The 14,045-nt window shown below is 75.5% G+C and carries 17 protein-coding genes and 1 pseudogene; 8 read left to right on the top strand and 10 right to left on the bottom strand.

Features of this window, described 5'->3' with window-relative positions; genetic code table 11:
• Nucleotides 1-150: 150 nt before the first annotated feature.
• Nucleotides 151-576, top strand: a complete 426-nt coding sequence (locus tag V6U77_RS05230; RefSeq protein WP_088999889.1) for a hypothetical protein — start codon at nt 151-153, stop codon at nt 574-576.
• A gap of 21 nt (nt 577-597) precedes the next feature.
• On the opposite strand, the gene V6U77_RS05225 is transcribed toward V6U77_RS05230, so the two are convergent.
• From V6U77_RS05225 to V6U77_RS05210, 4 genes are read right to left on the bottom strand one after another with little or no spacing between them, the layout of a single operon-like run.
• Nucleotides 598-1,662 (bottom strand): ABC transporter ATP-binding protein, encoded by a 1,065-nt coding sequence (locus V6U77_RS05225; protein WP_334605018.1) that lies wholly within the window; start codon nt 1,660-1,662, stop codon nt 598-600.
• A complete protein-coding gene (locus V6U77_RS05220) occupies nt 1,659-2,465 on the bottom strand; it encodes an ABC transporter permease (RefSeq protein WP_334605017.1) in 807 nt (268 codons plus the stop codon). The genes V6U77_RS05225 and V6U77_RS05220 overlap by 4 nt, the downstream gene beginning before the upstream one ends.
• Nucleotides 2,462-3,187, bottom strand: coding sequence for a molybdate ABC transporter substrate-binding protein (gene modA / locus V6U77_RS05215; protein ID WP_334605148.1), 726 nt, complete (start codon nt 3,185-3,187; stop codon nt 2,462-2,464). The genes V6U77_RS05220 and modA overlap by 4 nt, the downstream gene beginning before the upstream one ends.
• Before the next feature lie 44 nt (nt 3,188-3,231).
• Nucleotides 3,232-3,657: a TOBE domain-containing protein gene (locus V6U77_RS05210; protein ID WP_334605016.1), complete on the bottom strand. Its 426-nt coding sequence runs from the start codon at nt 3,655-3,657 to the stop codon at nt 3,232-3,234.
• Between the two features lie 285 nt (nt 3,658-3,942).
• Between V6U77_RS05210 and V6U77_RS05205 the strand changes: the two genes are divergently transcribed.
• Entirely contained in the window at nt 3,943-4,989 is a 1,047-nt protein-coding gene (locus V6U77_RS05205) for a transporter substrate-binding domain-containing protein (RefSeq protein ID WP_334605015.1), read from the top strand.
• Nucleotides 4,881-6,005: a hypothetical protein gene (locus V6U77_RS05200; RefSeq protein WP_334605014.1), complete on the top strand. Its 1,125-nt coding sequence runs from the start codon at nt 4,881-4,883 to the stop codon at nt 6,003-6,005. The genes V6U77_RS05205 and V6U77_RS05200 overlap by 109 nt, the downstream gene beginning before the upstream one ends.
• 73 nt (nt 6,006-6,078) lie before the next feature.
• Here the strand turns inward: V6U77_RS05200 and V6U77_RS05195 are convergent, their stop codons facing one another.
• The gene (locus tag V6U77_RS05195) at nt 6,079-6,471 is read right to left on the bottom strand and encodes an SCO5389 family protein (RefSeq protein WP_334605013.1); all 393 of its coding nucleotides are present in this window, start codon (nt 6,469-6,471) and stop codon (nt 6,079-6,081) included.
• Nucleotides 6,472-6,863: 392 nt separating this feature from the next.
• On the bottom strand, nt 6,864-7,358 hold the full coding sequence (gene smpB, locus V6U77_RS05190; protein WP_334605012.1) for an SsrA-binding protein SmpB: 495 nt from the start codon (nt 7,356-7,358) through the stop codon (nt 6,864-6,866).
• A 93-nt stretch (nt 7,359-7,451) separates the two neighbouring features.
• Here smpB and V6U77_RS05185 point away from each other — a divergent pair, with 93 nt between their 5' ends.
• A complete protein-coding gene (locus V6U77_RS05185; protein ID WP_334605011.1) occupies nt 7,452-7,991 on the top strand; it encodes an RNA 2'-phosphotransferase in 540 nt (179 codons plus the stop codon).
• Nucleotides 7,992-8,048: 57 nt separating this feature from the next.
• Here V6U77_RS05185 and V6U77_RS05180 read toward each other — a convergent pair whose 3' ends face one another.
• The 4 genes from V6U77_RS05180 to V6U77_RS05165 form a co-directional block, all read right to left on the bottom strand.
• A complete protein-coding gene (locus V6U77_RS05180) occupies nt 8,049-8,561 on the bottom strand; it encodes an NUDIX domain-containing protein (protein WP_334605010.1) in 513 nt (170 codons plus the stop codon).
• Nucleotides 8,562-8,637: 76 nt separating this feature from the next.
• On the bottom strand, nt 8,638-9,198 hold the full coding sequence (locus V6U77_RS05175; RefSeq protein WP_334605009.1) for an NADAR family protein: 561 nt from the start codon (nt 9,196-9,198) through the stop codon (nt 8,638-8,640).
• Between the two features lie 84 nt (nt 9,199-9,282).
• On the bottom strand, nt 9,283-9,924 hold the full coding sequence (locus V6U77_RS05170; RefSeq protein WP_334605008.1) for an SRPBCC family protein: 642 nt from the start codon (nt 9,922-9,924) through the stop codon (nt 9,283-9,285).
• Nucleotides 9,921-10,301 carry an ArsR/SmtB family transcription factor gene (locus V6U77_RS05165; RefSeq protein WP_334605007.1) on the bottom strand — a complete coding sequence of 127 codons (381 nt, stop codon included), beginning with the start codon at nt 10,299-10,301 and terminating at the stop codon, nt 9,921-9,923. Before V6U77_RS05165 ends, V6U77_RS05170 begins: the two co-directional genes overlap by 4 nt.
• Nucleotides 10,302-10,564: 263 nt before the next feature.
• Here V6U77_RS05165 and V6U77_RS05160 point away from each other — a divergent pair, with 263 nt between their 5' ends.
• The 4 genes and pseudogenes from V6U77_RS05160 (at nt 10,565) to V6U77_RS05145 (ending at nt 14,045) form a co-directional block, all read left to right on the top strand.
• A complete protein-coding gene (locus V6U77_RS05160; protein ID WP_334605006.1) occupies nt 10,565-11,071 on the top strand; it encodes a hypothetical protein in 507 nt (168 codons plus the stop codon).
• Complete coding sequence (locus tag V6U77_RS05155; protein WP_334605005.1) at nt 11,071-12,477, top strand: hypothetical protein; 1,407 nt, start codon at nt 11,071-11,073, stop codon at nt 12,475-12,477. Before V6U77_RS05160 ends, V6U77_RS05155 begins: the two co-directional genes overlap by 1 nt.
• Nucleotides 12,474-12,734: pseudogene (locus V6U77_RS05150) on the top strand (VWA containing CoxE family protein); the annotation flags it as partial. The gene V6U77_RS05155 and the pseudogene V6U77_RS05150, both read left to right, overlap by 4 nt.
• Nucleotides 12,735-14,045 (top strand): VWA domain-containing protein, encoded by a 1,311-nt coding sequence (locus V6U77_RS05145; protein WP_442934376.1) that lies wholly within the window; start codon nt 12,735-12,737, stop codon nt 14,043-14,045.

The raw sequence follows: 14,045 nt of genomic DNA, 5'->3' as shown, positions 1-14,045 counted from the left end.
CGGGGTCCGCCGCGCCGGTTCGCGGCGCGGCGTCGGGCGGGCAGCGTATCCGCCGCGAGAGCCCCGGCTCGCGCCAGTTTTCCGGCCCCGCGGGTCCAGCCTGGACCGTCGGCGTGCGGAAATGTCGTACCCGGCGGCGACCATCCATCCATGGCTGTCCCCGCTCTCACCCCGCACACCGACCAGCCGCGCTCGGTGCCGCTGCGCGAGGCGCGCACCCGGCTCACCCAGCTCGTCGCGCTGGCCGAGTTGACCGACACCGTCACCGTCGTCACCCGCGACGGTGATCCCCGCCCGGTGGCCGCGATCGTCCCGGCGGCCGCCGCCCGCAGCGCCGCCCAGGCCCGCGCCGACACCGACCGCCTCGCCGCCGTCACCGCCGGCTGGGCCCGGCGCCTCGACGAGGCGCACCGGCGCAGCAGCCACCGGCACGCCGCCGAGCTGCGCGCGGTCACCGCCGCCCTCGCCGAGGTCTGGGCCGAGCTCGACCGCCGGGTCACCCCGGGCAGCGACCCCGGTCTCGCCCGGCTCCGGGCCGCCCACGCCGACCTGCTGGCCGCCGACCCCGCCGCCTGACCTGGCTCCGGGGCCGGGGCGTCAGCCGGCGGGGTACGCGTGGGTCTGCGCCGCCTTGACCGCGGCCCAGACCGGCTGGCCGGGGGCCAGTCGCAGCTGCGCGGCGGCGGCCGGCGTGATGTCCGCGGACACCCCGATCGGCCCGTCGAGCCGCACCCGCAGGTCGTCGCCGTGCCGCTGCACGCCGGCCACCGTCGCCGCCCAGGTGTTGCGCGGGCTGCCCTCGGGACGCGACCGGTGCAGCGCCACCGCCGACGGCCGGAAGGCGACGAAGGCCTCCCCGTCGAGCCGGTCGGCGACGGTGAGGGTCAACCCGTCGGCGACCCGGACCCGGTGCCCCTCCGCGTGACCGCGATGCAGGTTCAGTCCCACGAGCCGGGCCACGTAGTCGGTGCGGGGCCGTGCCGTGACGGTCGCTGCGTCCCCCTCCTGCACGACCCGGCCCTCCTCGACGACCACGAGCCGGTCGGCCAGCACCAGCGCGTCCAGCGGGTCGTGGGTGACCAGCAGGGTGGCGCCCGGGTGCGCGGCGAGGTGCCGGTGCAGCTCCGCCCGGGTGTCCAGCCGGGTGCGCGCGTCGAGCGCGGCGAGCGGCTCGTCCAGCAGCAGCAGCGCCGGCTCGACGGCGAGCGCGCGGGCCAGCGCGACCCGCTGCGCCTGCCCGCCGGAGAGCTGCCGGGGCCGGCGCTCGGCGTGTGCGGCCAGGCCGACCCGCTCCAGCCAGTCGCGGGCGACGCGGCGGGCGGCGCGCCGGTCGGCGCCGTGCCGCCGCGGGCCGAACGCCACGTTCTCCAGCGCGCTCAGATGCGGGAAGAGCAGGTAGTCCTGGAAGACGACGCCGATCGACCGGCGCTCGGTCGGCGTCCAGGCGCGTCGCTGCGGCCGGTCCAGGTCGACGCCGTCGAGGGTGAGGTGCCCGGCGGTCAGCGGAAGCAGGCCGGCGAGCGCGCGCAGCGCGGTGGTCTTGCCCGCCCCGTTGGGGCCCAGCAGCGCGACCACCTCGCCGGCGGCGACCCGCAGCGCGACGTCGAGGCGGAACCCGTCCCGCTCCACCACGAGGTGCGCGTCGAGCAGGGGCGCGCTCACGGGCTGGTGATCCAGCGGTCGCGCAGCCCGGCGAGGATGGCCACCGAGACGGTGAGCAGCACGAGGCTGAGCACCACGGCGGCCTGCACGTCCGTCTCCAGCGCCAGGTAGACGGCCAGCGGCATGGTCTGCGTCCGCCCCGGATAGTTGCCGGCGAAGGTGATGGTGGCGCCGAACTCGCCGAGCGCCCGGGCCCAGCACAGCACCGCCCCGGCCGCCAGGCCGGGAGCCACCAGGGGCAGGGTGACGTGGGTGAACGTCGTCCACCGGCCGGCGCCGAGGGTCGCCGCCGCCTCCTCGTACCGGCCGTCGGCGCCGCGCAGCGCCCCCTCCACGGCGATCACCAGGAACGGCATCGCCACGAACGCCTCCGCCAGCACCACGCCGGCGGTGGTGAACGGCAGGGCGATCCCGAAGGTCGCGTCGAGCCAGCCGCCGAGCAGGCCCCGCCGGCCGAAGACCAGCAGCAGCGCCACCCCGCCGACCACGGGCGGCAGCACCAGCGGCACGGTGACGAGGGCGCGCACCAGGCGTCGGCCGGGGAACTCGACGCGGGCCAGCACCCAGGCCAGCGGCACCCCGAGCAGCAGGCAGAGCAGCGTGGCCAGGGTGGCGGTCAGCAGGGACAGCCGCAGCGCGGTGAGCACGCCCGGCGCGGCGAGCCGTTGCGGCAGGGTGGCCCACGGCGTACGGGCCAGCAGCCCGACCAGCGGCAGGACGAGGAAGACCAGGCCCAGCACGGCCGGCAGCAGCAGCGCGACGGGCACCCGGGCGCCCCGCCGCCCGAGCCGGGTACGCGTCACGGGGCCTGGAACCCGGCTTCGGTGAGCACCGCGCGCCCCCGTTGCGAGCGGACGTACGCGACGAAGGCCCGCGCCCCGTCCGGATTCGGCGCCTCCCGCAGCGCGACGATCGGGTAGTCGTTGACGGCGCGCACGGACTCGGGGAACTCGACGGCCGTCACGTCGGCCGCGGCGGCCAGCGCGTCCGTGCGGTAGACGAGGGCCGCATCGACCTCACCGAGGCGCACCTTGGACAGCGCGCCCCGCACGTCCTGCTCCAGGGTGACCGGGGTGAGGGCGATCGAGGCGGCGTCGAGCGCCGTGCGCGCCGCCGCGCCGCAGGGCACCTGCTCCGCGCAGAGCGCGACCTTCACGCCCGGCCGGGCCAGGTCGGCCAGCCCGGCGACGCCTCGGGGGTTGCCCCTCGGCACGGCGACGACGAGTTGGTTGCGGACGAAGACCACCGGGTCGCCGTCGGCGTGGCCCGCCCCGGTGACCGTGGCCATGTTCCGCCTGTCGGCCGACGCGAACACGTCGGCCGGCGCGCCCTGGTCGACCTGGGCGGCCAGCGCCGCGCTGCCGGCGAAGTTGAAGACGACGGTGGTGCCCTCGTGGGCCGCCTCGAAGTCCTCACCCAGCCGGGTGAACGACTCGGTCAGCGAGGCCGCGGCGAACACGGTCACCGTGTCGTCGGCCGCTCCGCCCCCGAGGCCCGCGCCGCCGCACCCGGCCAGGGCCGCCATGGCCGCCACGGCCAGCGCCGCGACGGGCCGCGACCGACCCGCCCTCACGACCCCTGCCTCCCCCGGGAGCCTGTCGGCGGGGTGGCGCGTTCCACGACCACCGTGGTCGACTTGATCACCGCGACGGCCAGCGCGCCGACACACAGGCCCAGTTCGTCGACCGCCTCCCGGCTCATCAGCGAGACGATCCGGAACGGTCCGGCCTGGATGTCGACCTGCGCCATCACGGTGTCCTTGACGACGTTGACCACGATGCCGCGCAGCCGGTTGCGGGCCGAGGAGGCATCCGAGCGCTCGCCCGGGTCGGCGGCCTGGCCGCGCGCGAACGCGGCGAGGTCGACCCCGTCGATCACCCGGTGGCCGTGCCCGTCGCGGTCGGCGGCGAGCCGCCCCGCGTCGATCCACCGGCGTACGGTGTCGGCGCTGACCCCGAGCAGTTCGGCGGCCTCGCCGATGCGGAACGTCGTCACCGGCCCACCCTAGCTACCGGCAGATGCGATGTGGAAGGGCGGGTTCTGCTCGCGTCCGCCCCCGCGAATGCTCCTTCGGGCTGGTACGCGCGGGTCGGTACCCGGGCCGCCGGGCCGCAGGCTGTCGTGCCGTGGTGGGATGCTGTCGCGGCGTGACGGGATGGACCAGAATGAGGGGCTCGCAGCGGGACGGCGACGGGGAGGGCCGAGTTGGGCCAGGACGACGAGACGAGCGGCACCCCACCGGCGTCGGCGTCTCGCGCCGGCGCGTCCAGGGCCCGGCAGATGCGACTGGCGGCACTGCTGCTCCTGCTGGTGGTGGTCGTGACGGCCACGGTACGGGTGGTCGTGGCCACCGGCCCGCCCACCTGGGACGAGTTGCGCGAGCGGGCCGGTCTGACCAACCGGGACCGGCTCGTCATCGGCGTCAAGGACGATCAGCCGGGCGTGGCGCAGAAGCTGGAGAACGGCGCCTTCGAGGGCTTCGACATCGACATCGCGTACATGATCGCCCAGGACCTGGGCTTCGACGCGCCGGAGGTGACGCTGCTGTCGATCGAGAGCGAGGACCGGGCCCGCCGGCAGGCGCGCGACGCCGACGGCAGTTTCGTCACCGTCGATCTGGTCGTCGCCTCCTACAGCATCACCGAACAGCGGCGGGAGCAGGGCGTGGTCTTCTCCTTTCCCTACCTCGAGACCGAGCAGTCGGTGGTGACGCTCGCGTCCGATCCCCGCAAGGTCGCCAGCCTGCATGACCTCGAACGGGCGAAGGTCTGCACGCTGGGCACGTCCACCTCCGAGCAGCGCCTGCGCGAGGCGGGTGCGAGACCGATCGGCCGCAACCGGATCAGCGAGTGCATCCAGGCGCTCTACGACAGGGAGGTCGACGCGGTCACCACCGACGCGGCGATCCTGGCCGGCTTCGTGGGCCCGCGCCCGCCGGGCGAGTTGCCGCCGGCGACGAAGCTGCTGCGGCCCAAGGAGCTGCGGCACTGGGACATCGGCGCGGAGTCGGCGGAGAAGTGGGGCGTGAACACCGGCCCCGTCCCGGAGATGCGGGACCTCGTCAACCTGTCCCTGCAGCAGTCGGCGAGGGGTCCTGACGGCGACCGGTGGAAGGCGGCGTTCGACCGCTACCTGGCCTCGGAGCAGCAGTACAGCAACCCGCAGCAGGTGGCGGTCGGCCGGCAGCCGGAGCCCGAGGAGACGGTGGAGGTGCGGCAGTGGCCGTGGGAGAGATGGGCCCTGCCGTCTCCGAGCCGGCCGCGATCGGGCGCGCCGACCGCCGCCCGGGCACCAAGCAGGCGCAACAGGCGCAGCAGTGGCTGCTGACGCTGCTGCCCGCGTTCCCGGTGCTGCTGCTGGTGCTGCGGCTCTGGCGGCTCAGCCGGCAGGACATGCCGACGATGCTGCTGCTGGTGCAGTACGTCAGCCCGCTCGGGCTGCTCAGCGCCCTGCTGATCGCGCTGGTGTGGGCATTCCCGCTGGTGGTGCTGGTGCTGGCCGTCCTCGGTCGGCTGCTTCAGGTGAGCGCGCCCGACCGGTTCGACCCGGAACGCTCGCTGCTCGCCTACGGCACCGTGCGTACCCCCGGTTGGGTGCTGGTGGCGGCGATCGCGCTGGCGGCCCTCACCTGGCAGCTGCGGTTCCTCCCGCTGCTGCTCATGCTCGCCCTCTGGCTGCTGGCGCTGCGGACCCGGCTGCGCCACCCGGACCGTGCCCGCCTGCTCCTGGTTACCACGCTGGTGCTGCCGGTCGCGGCGGCGGCCGCGAGCTACGCCTGGCTGGCGCCCGCCGTGCCGACCGCGATCGGCGACGGGGAGCTGGCCACGGCCCTGCTGCTGGTCGCGCCCCCGCTCGGAGCCGTGGTGCTCACCGGCCCGGTGCCGCGCCCGGTCGCCCCGGCGCTGACCCGCGTCCTCGCCTACGCGGTGGCCGCGGTGGTGCCGCTGGTGATGGGGGTCGTCTTCCTGCGGGTGCCGCTGCTGCCCGCCGTCGCCGTCGAGGTCGGCCCGGAGGCGGGCCCGGTCCGGGAGGTGGTACGCGGTGAGGCGGTCACCGTGACCGACCGGATGACGATCGTGCTGGACGGCCGGGGCGAGGTGCGTTTCCTGCCCAACGACCAGGTACGCGGGCAGCTGCTCTGCCCCGACCCGGGACGGATCCCGGTCAGCCGGGTGGACGTGTACGGCTGGCACGTGGAGGAGACGGCGCTGGACTGGATGATCCCCCGGCAGCCGGTGGGGCGGGCGGACCCGCGCTGCCTGGGCCGGGTGCCCGCCGCGTCCCCGCCGCCGTCTGACGGGCCCGTCGCCTCGCCCGTGCCGCGGTCGCCGGGTGCCCGTTGACGCTCGGCCGGCCGGCCGGCGGGCGGCACCGGGCCTCTGCACCCCGTCCCGCCCGCCGGCCGTCGTCGACGGGTCAGCAGTTGCGCAGCTCGGGGGACTGGTTGAGCAGCTGGCCACGGGCGGAGACGAACTGCCGGTAGGCGTCGGAGTCGACGGCCGCCGGGCGGAACGCGGCGACCCGGTGGCAGTTCTGGAAGGCGAGCTTGACCTGGAAGTGCCGCTCCAGGCCGGCCCGGATGGCGTCGCTGGCGAGCGCCCGCAGCAGCTGGCCGCGTTCGACCTCGGTGGGCGGCGGGATCATGTTGTCGGCGTGGTCCGCGTCGGTGGACGCTAGTTCGGCGGCCACCCGACTGACCGTCTGCCAGGCGTACGGCAGCGACTCGCGGACGCAGGCGACGAACTCGGCGTCGTCGACGGGGCCGCGCTCGGCGGCGTCGAGCAGGGCGGACGGGACGGTGAGAGACATGCTCCTCCTCCAGGCTCCATGGTAATGACTACGGTTTTCATTACCGGGCGATGTGAGCACATCACGACGGCGGCGTCGCGTCAACGACTATCCGGCGCGGTGCGTCGACCCACCGTGACGGTGACCGGCGGCGTCGGGCTCGCCGACGGATCGGTCGGGTCCGTCACCCGGCCCGTCGACGGGCCGGCCGGGACCCTCGTCGCCCCGCCTCGACGGACGCGTCAAGGCCGTGGCGTGCCGGGTGGCAGCGGCGGGTGACCGCGCCGGTCGCCGCGTCTGGCGCACCCTGCCGATCACGGGGATGCGGCCTGCGGGTCGGCGTGGTGCTGCCGTGCGGAAGCCGGGAAGGGACGTCGCGGGGCTGACCGTCGCGGCCGCAGCCGGGGGGCGGGTCAGCTCCGCCGCGCGGTGCGGCCCTTGAGGTGGCGGCCCAACTCCCGGGCGATCTCCCGCTCGGCGTCCCGCTCGGCCAGGGCCTGCCGCTTGTCGTAGGACTTCCTGCCCTTGGCCAGGGCCAGTTCGACCTTCGCCCAGCCGCCGGAGAAGTACATCGACAGGGGCACCAGCGTCAGCCCACCCTCGCGGGTCCGCTCCAGGATCCGAGCGATCTCCACCCTGCGCAGCAGCAGCTTGCGGGTGCGGCGGGGCGCGTGGTTCGTCCAACTGCCGAAGCCGTACTCGGCGATGTGCAGCCCGTACAGCATCAGTTCGCCGTCGCGTTCCTGGGCGAACGCGTCGACCAGCGACGCCCGGCCCTCGCGCAGCGACTTGACCTCGGTGCCGGCCAGCACGATGCCCGCCTCGTAGGTCTTGAGGACGGTGTAGTCGTGCCGCGCCTTCTTGTTGGAGGCGATCAGCTTGCGCTCGGTCTGCCGGGCCGCGTTCACCGGGCCGAGGATATCGCCTGCCGGCCGCGCGACCGCCAGCCCGCCCGCCGAATCCGATGGCGCCGGCCGCGTCGGGCGGGGGAGACTGCGCGGGTGGATCACCGGGCGATGGTGCGGCTGAGCAAGCGGATGTCCCTGGCGTTGCGGCACGAGCCCGCCCGCTTCGGCCTCGCGCCCGACCGGGCGGGCTGGGTGTCGGTCGACGACCTGCTCGCCGCGCTGCGGATCGGCCGCGCCGACCTGGACGCCGTGGTGGCCGGCAACGACAAGCAGCGCTTCGCCGTGGAACGCGGCGCTGACGGCGTCGACCGGGTCCGGGCCAACCAGGGGCACTCGATCCCGGTCGACCTGGGGCTGACGGCCAGTCCGCCGCCGGCGCGGCTCTATCACGGCACCAGCCACGTCGCGCTCGACTCGATCCGGGCCACCGGCCTGCACCGGGCCGGCCGGCACCACGTGCACCTGTCGCCGGACGAGGCGACGGCCCGGCGGGTGGGCGCCCGGCGGGCGGGCGAGCTGGTGGTGCTGACCGTGGACGCGGCGGCCATGGCGCGCGACGGGTACGCCTTCTATCGCAGCGCCAACGGTGTCTGGCTCACCGACGCGGTGCCCGCCCGCTATCTGACCGACTGAGCGCCCGGGCTCGGCCGGGCGCGGACGAAGCCGGCCCGGGGGCGCCGGGCGGGGAGGTCAACCCGCGACGCGGGCGAGGAAGTCGGCCAGCACCCGGGTGTGGGTGGAGAAGGCCAGCTCCGTCGGCTCGGTGAGCACCAGCCACTCGGTGGCCTCCTCGGTCGGCGCGGACGGCGGCAGGGCGTCGGCCGGTCGTTCGGGCAGCTCGCCGAAGACCATCATCGTGCCGCCGGCCGGGGCGCCGTGCACCGCGAGGAGGCGGGCGTCGGCGGCGTCGGCGCGCAGGCCCGTCTCCTCCCGAAGCTCCCGTACCAGCGCCTCCTGCCACTCCTCGCCGTACTCGATGAAGCCGCCGGGCAGGGCGAGCTCGCCGCGCGCCGGCTCGATGTCGCGGCGGACGACGACCACGCCGAGGCCCCGGGCGGTGCGGACCGGCAGCACCGCCACCGCGACGGGCAACGGGTTGCGCCAGACCGTCCCGCCGCAGACCGCGCAGACCCGCGGCCACCCGGCCGCCGCCGGATAGGCGGCGCCGCAGAAGGAGCAGTGGGAGTACGCGGCGGCGCTCATGCGGCAGCACGTTACCCGCCGGGCCCCGGACCGTCGCGACCCGCCGGCCCGGACGCGCGGCGGCGGACCCCGGCGCTCACGGGCGGCCCGCACGCAGTTCGTCGCGGGCCGCCATGAGGGCGAACCCGAGCAGGTTCGCGCCCTGCCAACGCGCAGGATCCTCCGCGCGCGGGTCGTCCGGGGCCAGGCCGATGCCCCACACCCGGTCGACCGGGCTCGCCTCCACGAGCACCCGCTCACCGGTGCCGAGCAGGAACGCCCGCAGCTCGTCGTGCTGGCCGAACTTGGCGACGCTGCCCGCCACCACGATGTCGAGGCGCCGGGCCTCCCAGGTGGCCTGGTCGAAGCCGCGCACCTGGCGGCCGAGCGACTTGGCCCGATGGGGGTGCCCGGCTGCCAGGATCCGCTCGGCGGCCGGGGTGTCGCCGAACAGCGTCGCCTTGTGCCACATCATCCAGTGCTCCGCGGTGGCGTACGTCCGCCCGCCGTCGGTGAACGGGGCGGGCCACCACTGGCTCAGGCAGCCGGGCCCGACGCTGCCGTCGCGCTGCGGTCGGTGCCCCCAGAAGCGCAGGTAGCGGAACTTCTCACCGGCGCGGACGGCGGCGACGAGTGCGGCGACGGATCGCGGTGACATGACGGCGATTCTGCCCGTGGGGTCCGACGGAACGCGCGCCATTTCCGGGCGTACCACGGCGGGCGGGCCGTCGGCGCGGGGCGCTCAGGTCGCCGGCGCGCCGGTGTAGAAGGCGGTGGTGCGCTCGGTGGCGGCGCGCGCCTGATCGACGTCGGTGCCGTCGGCGACGCTCGCCTCGCCCCACCGCTCGCTGCTCGCCGTCACGAACCGCCGGCCCTGCTCGGAGACCGCCCAGGCCTCGCTCTCCTGCGGCGTGACCCCGCTGCCGTCGGCGGCGAGGTGCGAGGCCAGGCCGAGCAGCGCCAGGTCCCAGCCGACGCCGAGCGCGCCCGGCCCGAACTGGTCCCAGCGCTCCTGGTCGACGTGCGAGACGTGCTCCAGCTCGAACCGGGTCCGGCCGTCCCCGACCGGCGTCAGCCGCACCTCGATCCAGCTCACCTCGTCGCCGTACTCCCAGGTGGCGGCGAATCCCTTCGGCGGGTCGCAGCGCTCGACCGTGCCGCTGGCGTTGCCCTCCAGCCGGTAGCGGCCGTGCAGCCGCAGGTCGCCCGAGATCGGCATGAACCAGCGGGGGATGCGTTCGGCGTTGGTGCAGGCGTCCCAGAGGTCCTCCAGGGGCGCGTCGTACGTCTGGCTGATGGTCATCACCCGGGCCTCGCCGGCCTCCAGCACCCGCCGGCCGAGCTGGCGGCGTACGGCGTTGATCTGCTCGGTCGCGTCGATCATCGGTCTCTCCCGTGGTCGGTCGTGTCGTCGGTGGGGGGCGGCTGCTCGCGCTGCCGCCGTTCGCGCTTGCCTCGGGCCAACTCGGTGGCCAGAGCGTGCAGGGGCGGGGTCCAGAACCGCCGGAAGTTCTCGAGCCAGCCGTCGACCTCCCGCAGCGGCCGGGGATCGACGGCGTAGAGACGCCGGGTCCCCTCCGGCCGCACGGTGGCGAAGCCGTTGTCCCGCAGCACCTTCAGGTGCTGGGAGACGGCTGGCTGGGAGATCCCGAACTCCCGCCGGATCACGTCGCACAGCCCGCCGGCGGTCATCTCGCCGTCGGAGAGCAGTTCGAGGATGCGGCGGCGCACCGGGTCACCGAGTACGTCGAAGGCGTGCACGCAATCGTTCTATCAGACCCGGCTTATTTAAGCGAGCACTGATTGACGTGGCATCGCGTCGGAGTCGGCGACCGTGGGCGGCACGGTGGCGGGGGCCGGAGCACCGGGCGGGGCGGCGTCCCACGCACCGCCGCCACCGCACCCGGCTCGGGTGCGTGTCGTACCCGTGGTCCATGATCCTCGTCGTCACAGCGACGCCGGCGCCCCTCCGGCGTGCGGATCGTCATGGGCGGCGCCGGGAGCGGCGGACGGGAGGTCGGACGATGGCTGACGCGGAACGGACCGCGTGGCGACGGCGCAGCACGGTGCGGGTGGTGCCGCCGGCGCGGCCCCGCAAGTTGGCCAAGGTGCCCTTCGTCGAGCTGGCCGACGGGCGGCTGCAGGGGGTCGTCTCCAGCGGGTCGGACGTCGACCGGGTCTACGTGTCGTCGATCGCCTGCGGCACCCACGCCTACCACTGCAGCACCAACAACAACCGGCCCTGCGGCGGGCTGCGCGGCACGCCGTGCAAGCACCTGCACGCCCTGGCCGAGGAGGCACTGCTGCAGTACGGCGCCGACCGCGTCGCCCGCTACCTGCGGGTCGACGTCGGCGCGGGGGTGGAGACGGCCCGGGAACTCCTCGCCGCCCTGCACGGCGCGCACGAGCCGACCCCCGCCGCCGTCGTGTTCAGCCGCTTCCTGCGCCACCTGTCCTACCTGGAACTGCCCGGCAGCACCGTCGCCCTGCCCGAGCTGCACTGGTTCCCGGCGACCGGGGCGGGCCGCTGATGCTCGGCACGCAGCTCGCCGCCCTGCGCGACGACACCCCCAACGGCCTGACCGACGTCCTCGACCTGGTCGCCGGCCTCGACGACGCCCTGCTCGGCGGCCTCGCCCGGGTGGGTGAGCACGACGCCGCCGCGTTGACCGCCCTGGCCGGCGCGCTGGCCGCCACCCCGCTCGGCGACCGGCTCGCCGAGGCGGTGGCCAAGGTGGCCACCGGTTCGGTGGCCGAGGAACACGTCCTCGCCCTCGCCGGCGCCCGGTGCGCGCTGCTCGGCGCCGCCCACGACGCGCTGCTCGGGCAGCTCGACACCGCGCTGGGCCGCGACCGCGCCCCCTGGGTCGCCGGCCCGGCGGAGTCCCCGGGCGGCGGATCACCCGCCCGCGCCGGCGCGCGCGCCTGGCTGCACGAGGTGGCGGTGACCGGGTGGAGCGGGCTGGACCACGAACTCGTGGCCGGGGCGGGGGCGCCCGTCGAGGCCGCCCTCGCCGAGCCCGGCCTGCGTCGCCTGGCGGTGCTGCTCGACGGGCTCGCCGCCGAGCTGCGGGCCTGCGTACCGGTCGCGACCATGCCGCAGCCGCCGCTGCGGCGCTGGGCCGACCTCTGGGCCCGGGGGGTGCTGCTCGCCCAGGACGCGGCGGGCGCATCCGTCCCGACCGCCGTCGAGGAGGTCTCCGGGCGGCTGCTCGTGCTCGGCGTCGACGTGCACGAGCACGACACCGCCGTGCAGGCGCAGCTGCACGCGATCCTGGAGCCGGCCGGCGGCGGGCCGCCCCGGCTGGTCCGCTGCGCGGTCGGCGCGGTCAAGGTGGAGACGATCGTCGGGCCGGCGCTGTGGCGCCTGCTGGACGCCCACCCCGTGCTGCTGGCCGCCCTGGCCGAGCGGCGCGCCGTGACGGTCACCGGGCTGCCGCTGCACGGCGCGGACCTGATCTGGCACGACGACCGGGTGCGACCCGGCGAGCCGGCCGACCCGTTCGCCACCGCCCGGGTCCTGCTGCCCACGGCGGTCGCGGCGGCGACGGCGCCGCTGGAGCGGCACCCCGTCGGGATCGCCGAGCCCGTGCTCGTGGAGGGCTACACCGTGCGCGACGACGACGGCACGACGACCTTCGAGCTCGACGGTCGGTCGATCACCGTCGCGGTCGACCGGCTGCCCTCGTGCGGTCCGCTCACCCCCGAGCTCGTCGCCGCCTCCTCCGCCTGCCTCGGCCTGATCCGGTGGGACGACGGTCGGTGGTTGCTGCAACCCCTGGGGGTGCGCGCCACCGTCAAACGCCGGCCGGTCGACGTGCACACCGGCGACTGGGCGGGCGGCGTCACCGACCCGAAGGTCGCCAAGGCCGGAGCCAAGGCGGGCGACGCCGTGGCGGTGCTGCGCGAGCGCGCGGGACGGTTGCTGCGCCGATGAACGACTCCTCGACCCCCGCGGACCACGTCGACGCCAACCGGCGCCAGGTGCTCTACTGGCGGCTGCTGGCCCGGCTCTTCGACCCCGAGGAGCAGCCCACCCTGGAAGCGGCCAGCATGGCGGTCGTCGACGATCTCGGCCTGCCGGCCGCCCTGCTGGATCCGACGGTGTCGGTGGACACCGTCGTCCAGCGCTTCCCGGCCATCGCCGACGAGCTGCGCGGTCTGCTCCGACCCGCGCCGGCCGCCCCCGCCGCCGTGGCGTGCGGGCCCGTCGCGGCCCCTGCCACGGAGCCCGCCGGGCCCGGCACCGGGCCCGCCGTCGGGTCCGCCGAGCCCTCCGGGACCGCCGTCGGATCCGCCGAGCCCCCCGGGCCCGCCGTCGGGTCCGCCGAGTCCGTCACCGAGTCCGTCACCGAGTCCGCCACCGGACCCGCCGAGTCCGCCGCGCCCGCGCAACCCGTCCCCGGGCCCGGTGGCGACGGGCCGCCGGCCGCGCCCGGTGCCGACGAGGTACGCCGCGCCGCCCTGGTGTCGAAGCTGCTGCTCAACGTCTTCGCCACCGGCCACGGGGCGGTCGACGCCGGCCAACTGGCCCGGTGGCAGTCCGACGCCGGCTGGTTCGAGCAGGCGCTCGGGCTGGAACCGGGCGGGCTGCGCCGGCAGGGCGGCGGCGACGGCCTGGGCGGGGTGCTGGCCGGCCTCGAGGGCGACCTGGTCCGCCGGATGCACCTGCGGGAGGTGCTCGCCGATCCGGTGCTGGCCAGCCGGCTGACGCCGAGCATGTCGCTCATCGAGCAGCTGCTGCGGGACAAGGCGAACCTCTCCGGCGTGGCCCTGGCCAACGCCAAGGCGCTCATCCGGCGCTTCGTCGACGAGGTCGCCGAGGTGCTGCGCACCCAGGTGGCGCAGACCAGCGTCGGCACCGTCGACCGGTCCGTGCCGCCGAAGCGGGTCTACCGCAACCTGGACCTCGACCGCACGATCTGGCAGAACCTGACGAACTGGAGCCCCGAGGACGAGCGCCTCTACGTCGACCGCCTCTACTACCGCCAGACCGCCCGCCGCGTCACGCCGGCCCGGCTGATCGTGGTGGTGGACCAGTCGGGTTCCATGGTCGACTCGATGGTCAACTGCACCATCCTCGCGTCGATCTTCGCCGGCCTGCCCAAGGTGGACGTGCACCTGATCGCGTACGACACGCGGGCCCTGGACCTCACGCCGTGGGTGCACGACCCGTTCGAGGTGCTGCTGCGCACCAAGCTGGGCGGCGGCAACGACGGCCCGGTCGCGATGGCGCTGGCCCGCCCGAAGATCGTCGAGCCGAGGAACACGGTCATGGTGTGGATCTCGGACTTCTACGAGTTCGACCGCTCCCAGCCGTTGTTCGACGGCATCGAGGCGGTGCACCGCTCCGGGGTGCGGTTCATCCCGGTCGGCTCGGTCAACAGCTCGGGCCAGCAGAGCGTCAACCCCTGGTTCCGGCAACGCTTCAAGGACCTGGGCACGCCGGTGATCTCCGGCCACATCCGCAAACTCGTCTTCGAGCTCAAGAGCTTCCTCACCTAG

It is taken from the genome of Micromonospora sp. CPCC 205546, assembly GCF_036902715.1.
Lineage (GTDB): Bacteria > Actinomycetota > Actinomycetes > Mycobacteriales > Micromonosporaceae > Micromonospora.
The sequence above is the reverse complement of the archived record's forward strand: the minus strand, read 5'-3'. Positions and strand labels throughout refer to the sequence as shown.

What these genes read in the sequence shown, in the direction of transcription:
- V6U77_RS05180 (WP_334605010.1), bottom strand. Translation starts at nt 8,561, where the DNA reads ATGAGCGCCGCCGCGTACTCCCACTGCTCCTTCTGCGGCGCCGCCTAT.
- V6U77_RS05205 (WP_334605015.1), top strand. Translation starts at nt 3,943, where the DNA reads ATGCGACTGGCGGCACTGCTGCTCCTGCTGGTGGTGGTCGTGACGGCC.
- V6U77_RS05195 (WP_334605013.1), bottom strand. Translation starts at nt 6,471, where the DNA reads ATGTCTCTCACCGTCCCGTCCGCCCTGCTCGACGCCGCCGAGCGCGGC.
- V6U77_RS05175 (WP_334605009.1), bottom strand. Translation starts at nt 9,198, where the DNA reads ATGTCACCGCGATCCGTCGCCGCACTCGTCGCCGCCGTCCGCGCCGGT.
- modA (WP_334605148.1), bottom strand. Translation starts at nt 3,187, where the DNA reads ATGGCGGCCCTGGCCGGGTGCGGCGGCGCGGGCCTCGGGGGCGGAGCG.
- V6U77_RS05155 (WP_334605005.1), top strand. Translation starts at nt 11,071, where the DNA reads ATGCTCGGCACGCAGCTCGCCGCCCTGCGCGACGACACCCCCAACGGC.
- V6U77_RS05170 (WP_334605008.1), bottom strand. Translation starts at nt 9,924, where the DNA reads ATGATCGACGCGACCGAGCAGATCAACGCCGTACGCCGCCAGCTCGGC.
- V6U77_RS05230 (WP_088999889.1), top strand. Translation starts at nt 151, where the DNA reads ATGGCTGTCCCCGCTCTCACCCCGCACACCGACCAGCCGCGCTCGGTG.
- V6U77_RS05160 (WP_334605006.1), top strand. Translation starts at nt 10,565, where the DNA reads ATGGCTGACGCGGAACGGACCGCGTGGCGACGGCGCAGCACGGTGCGG.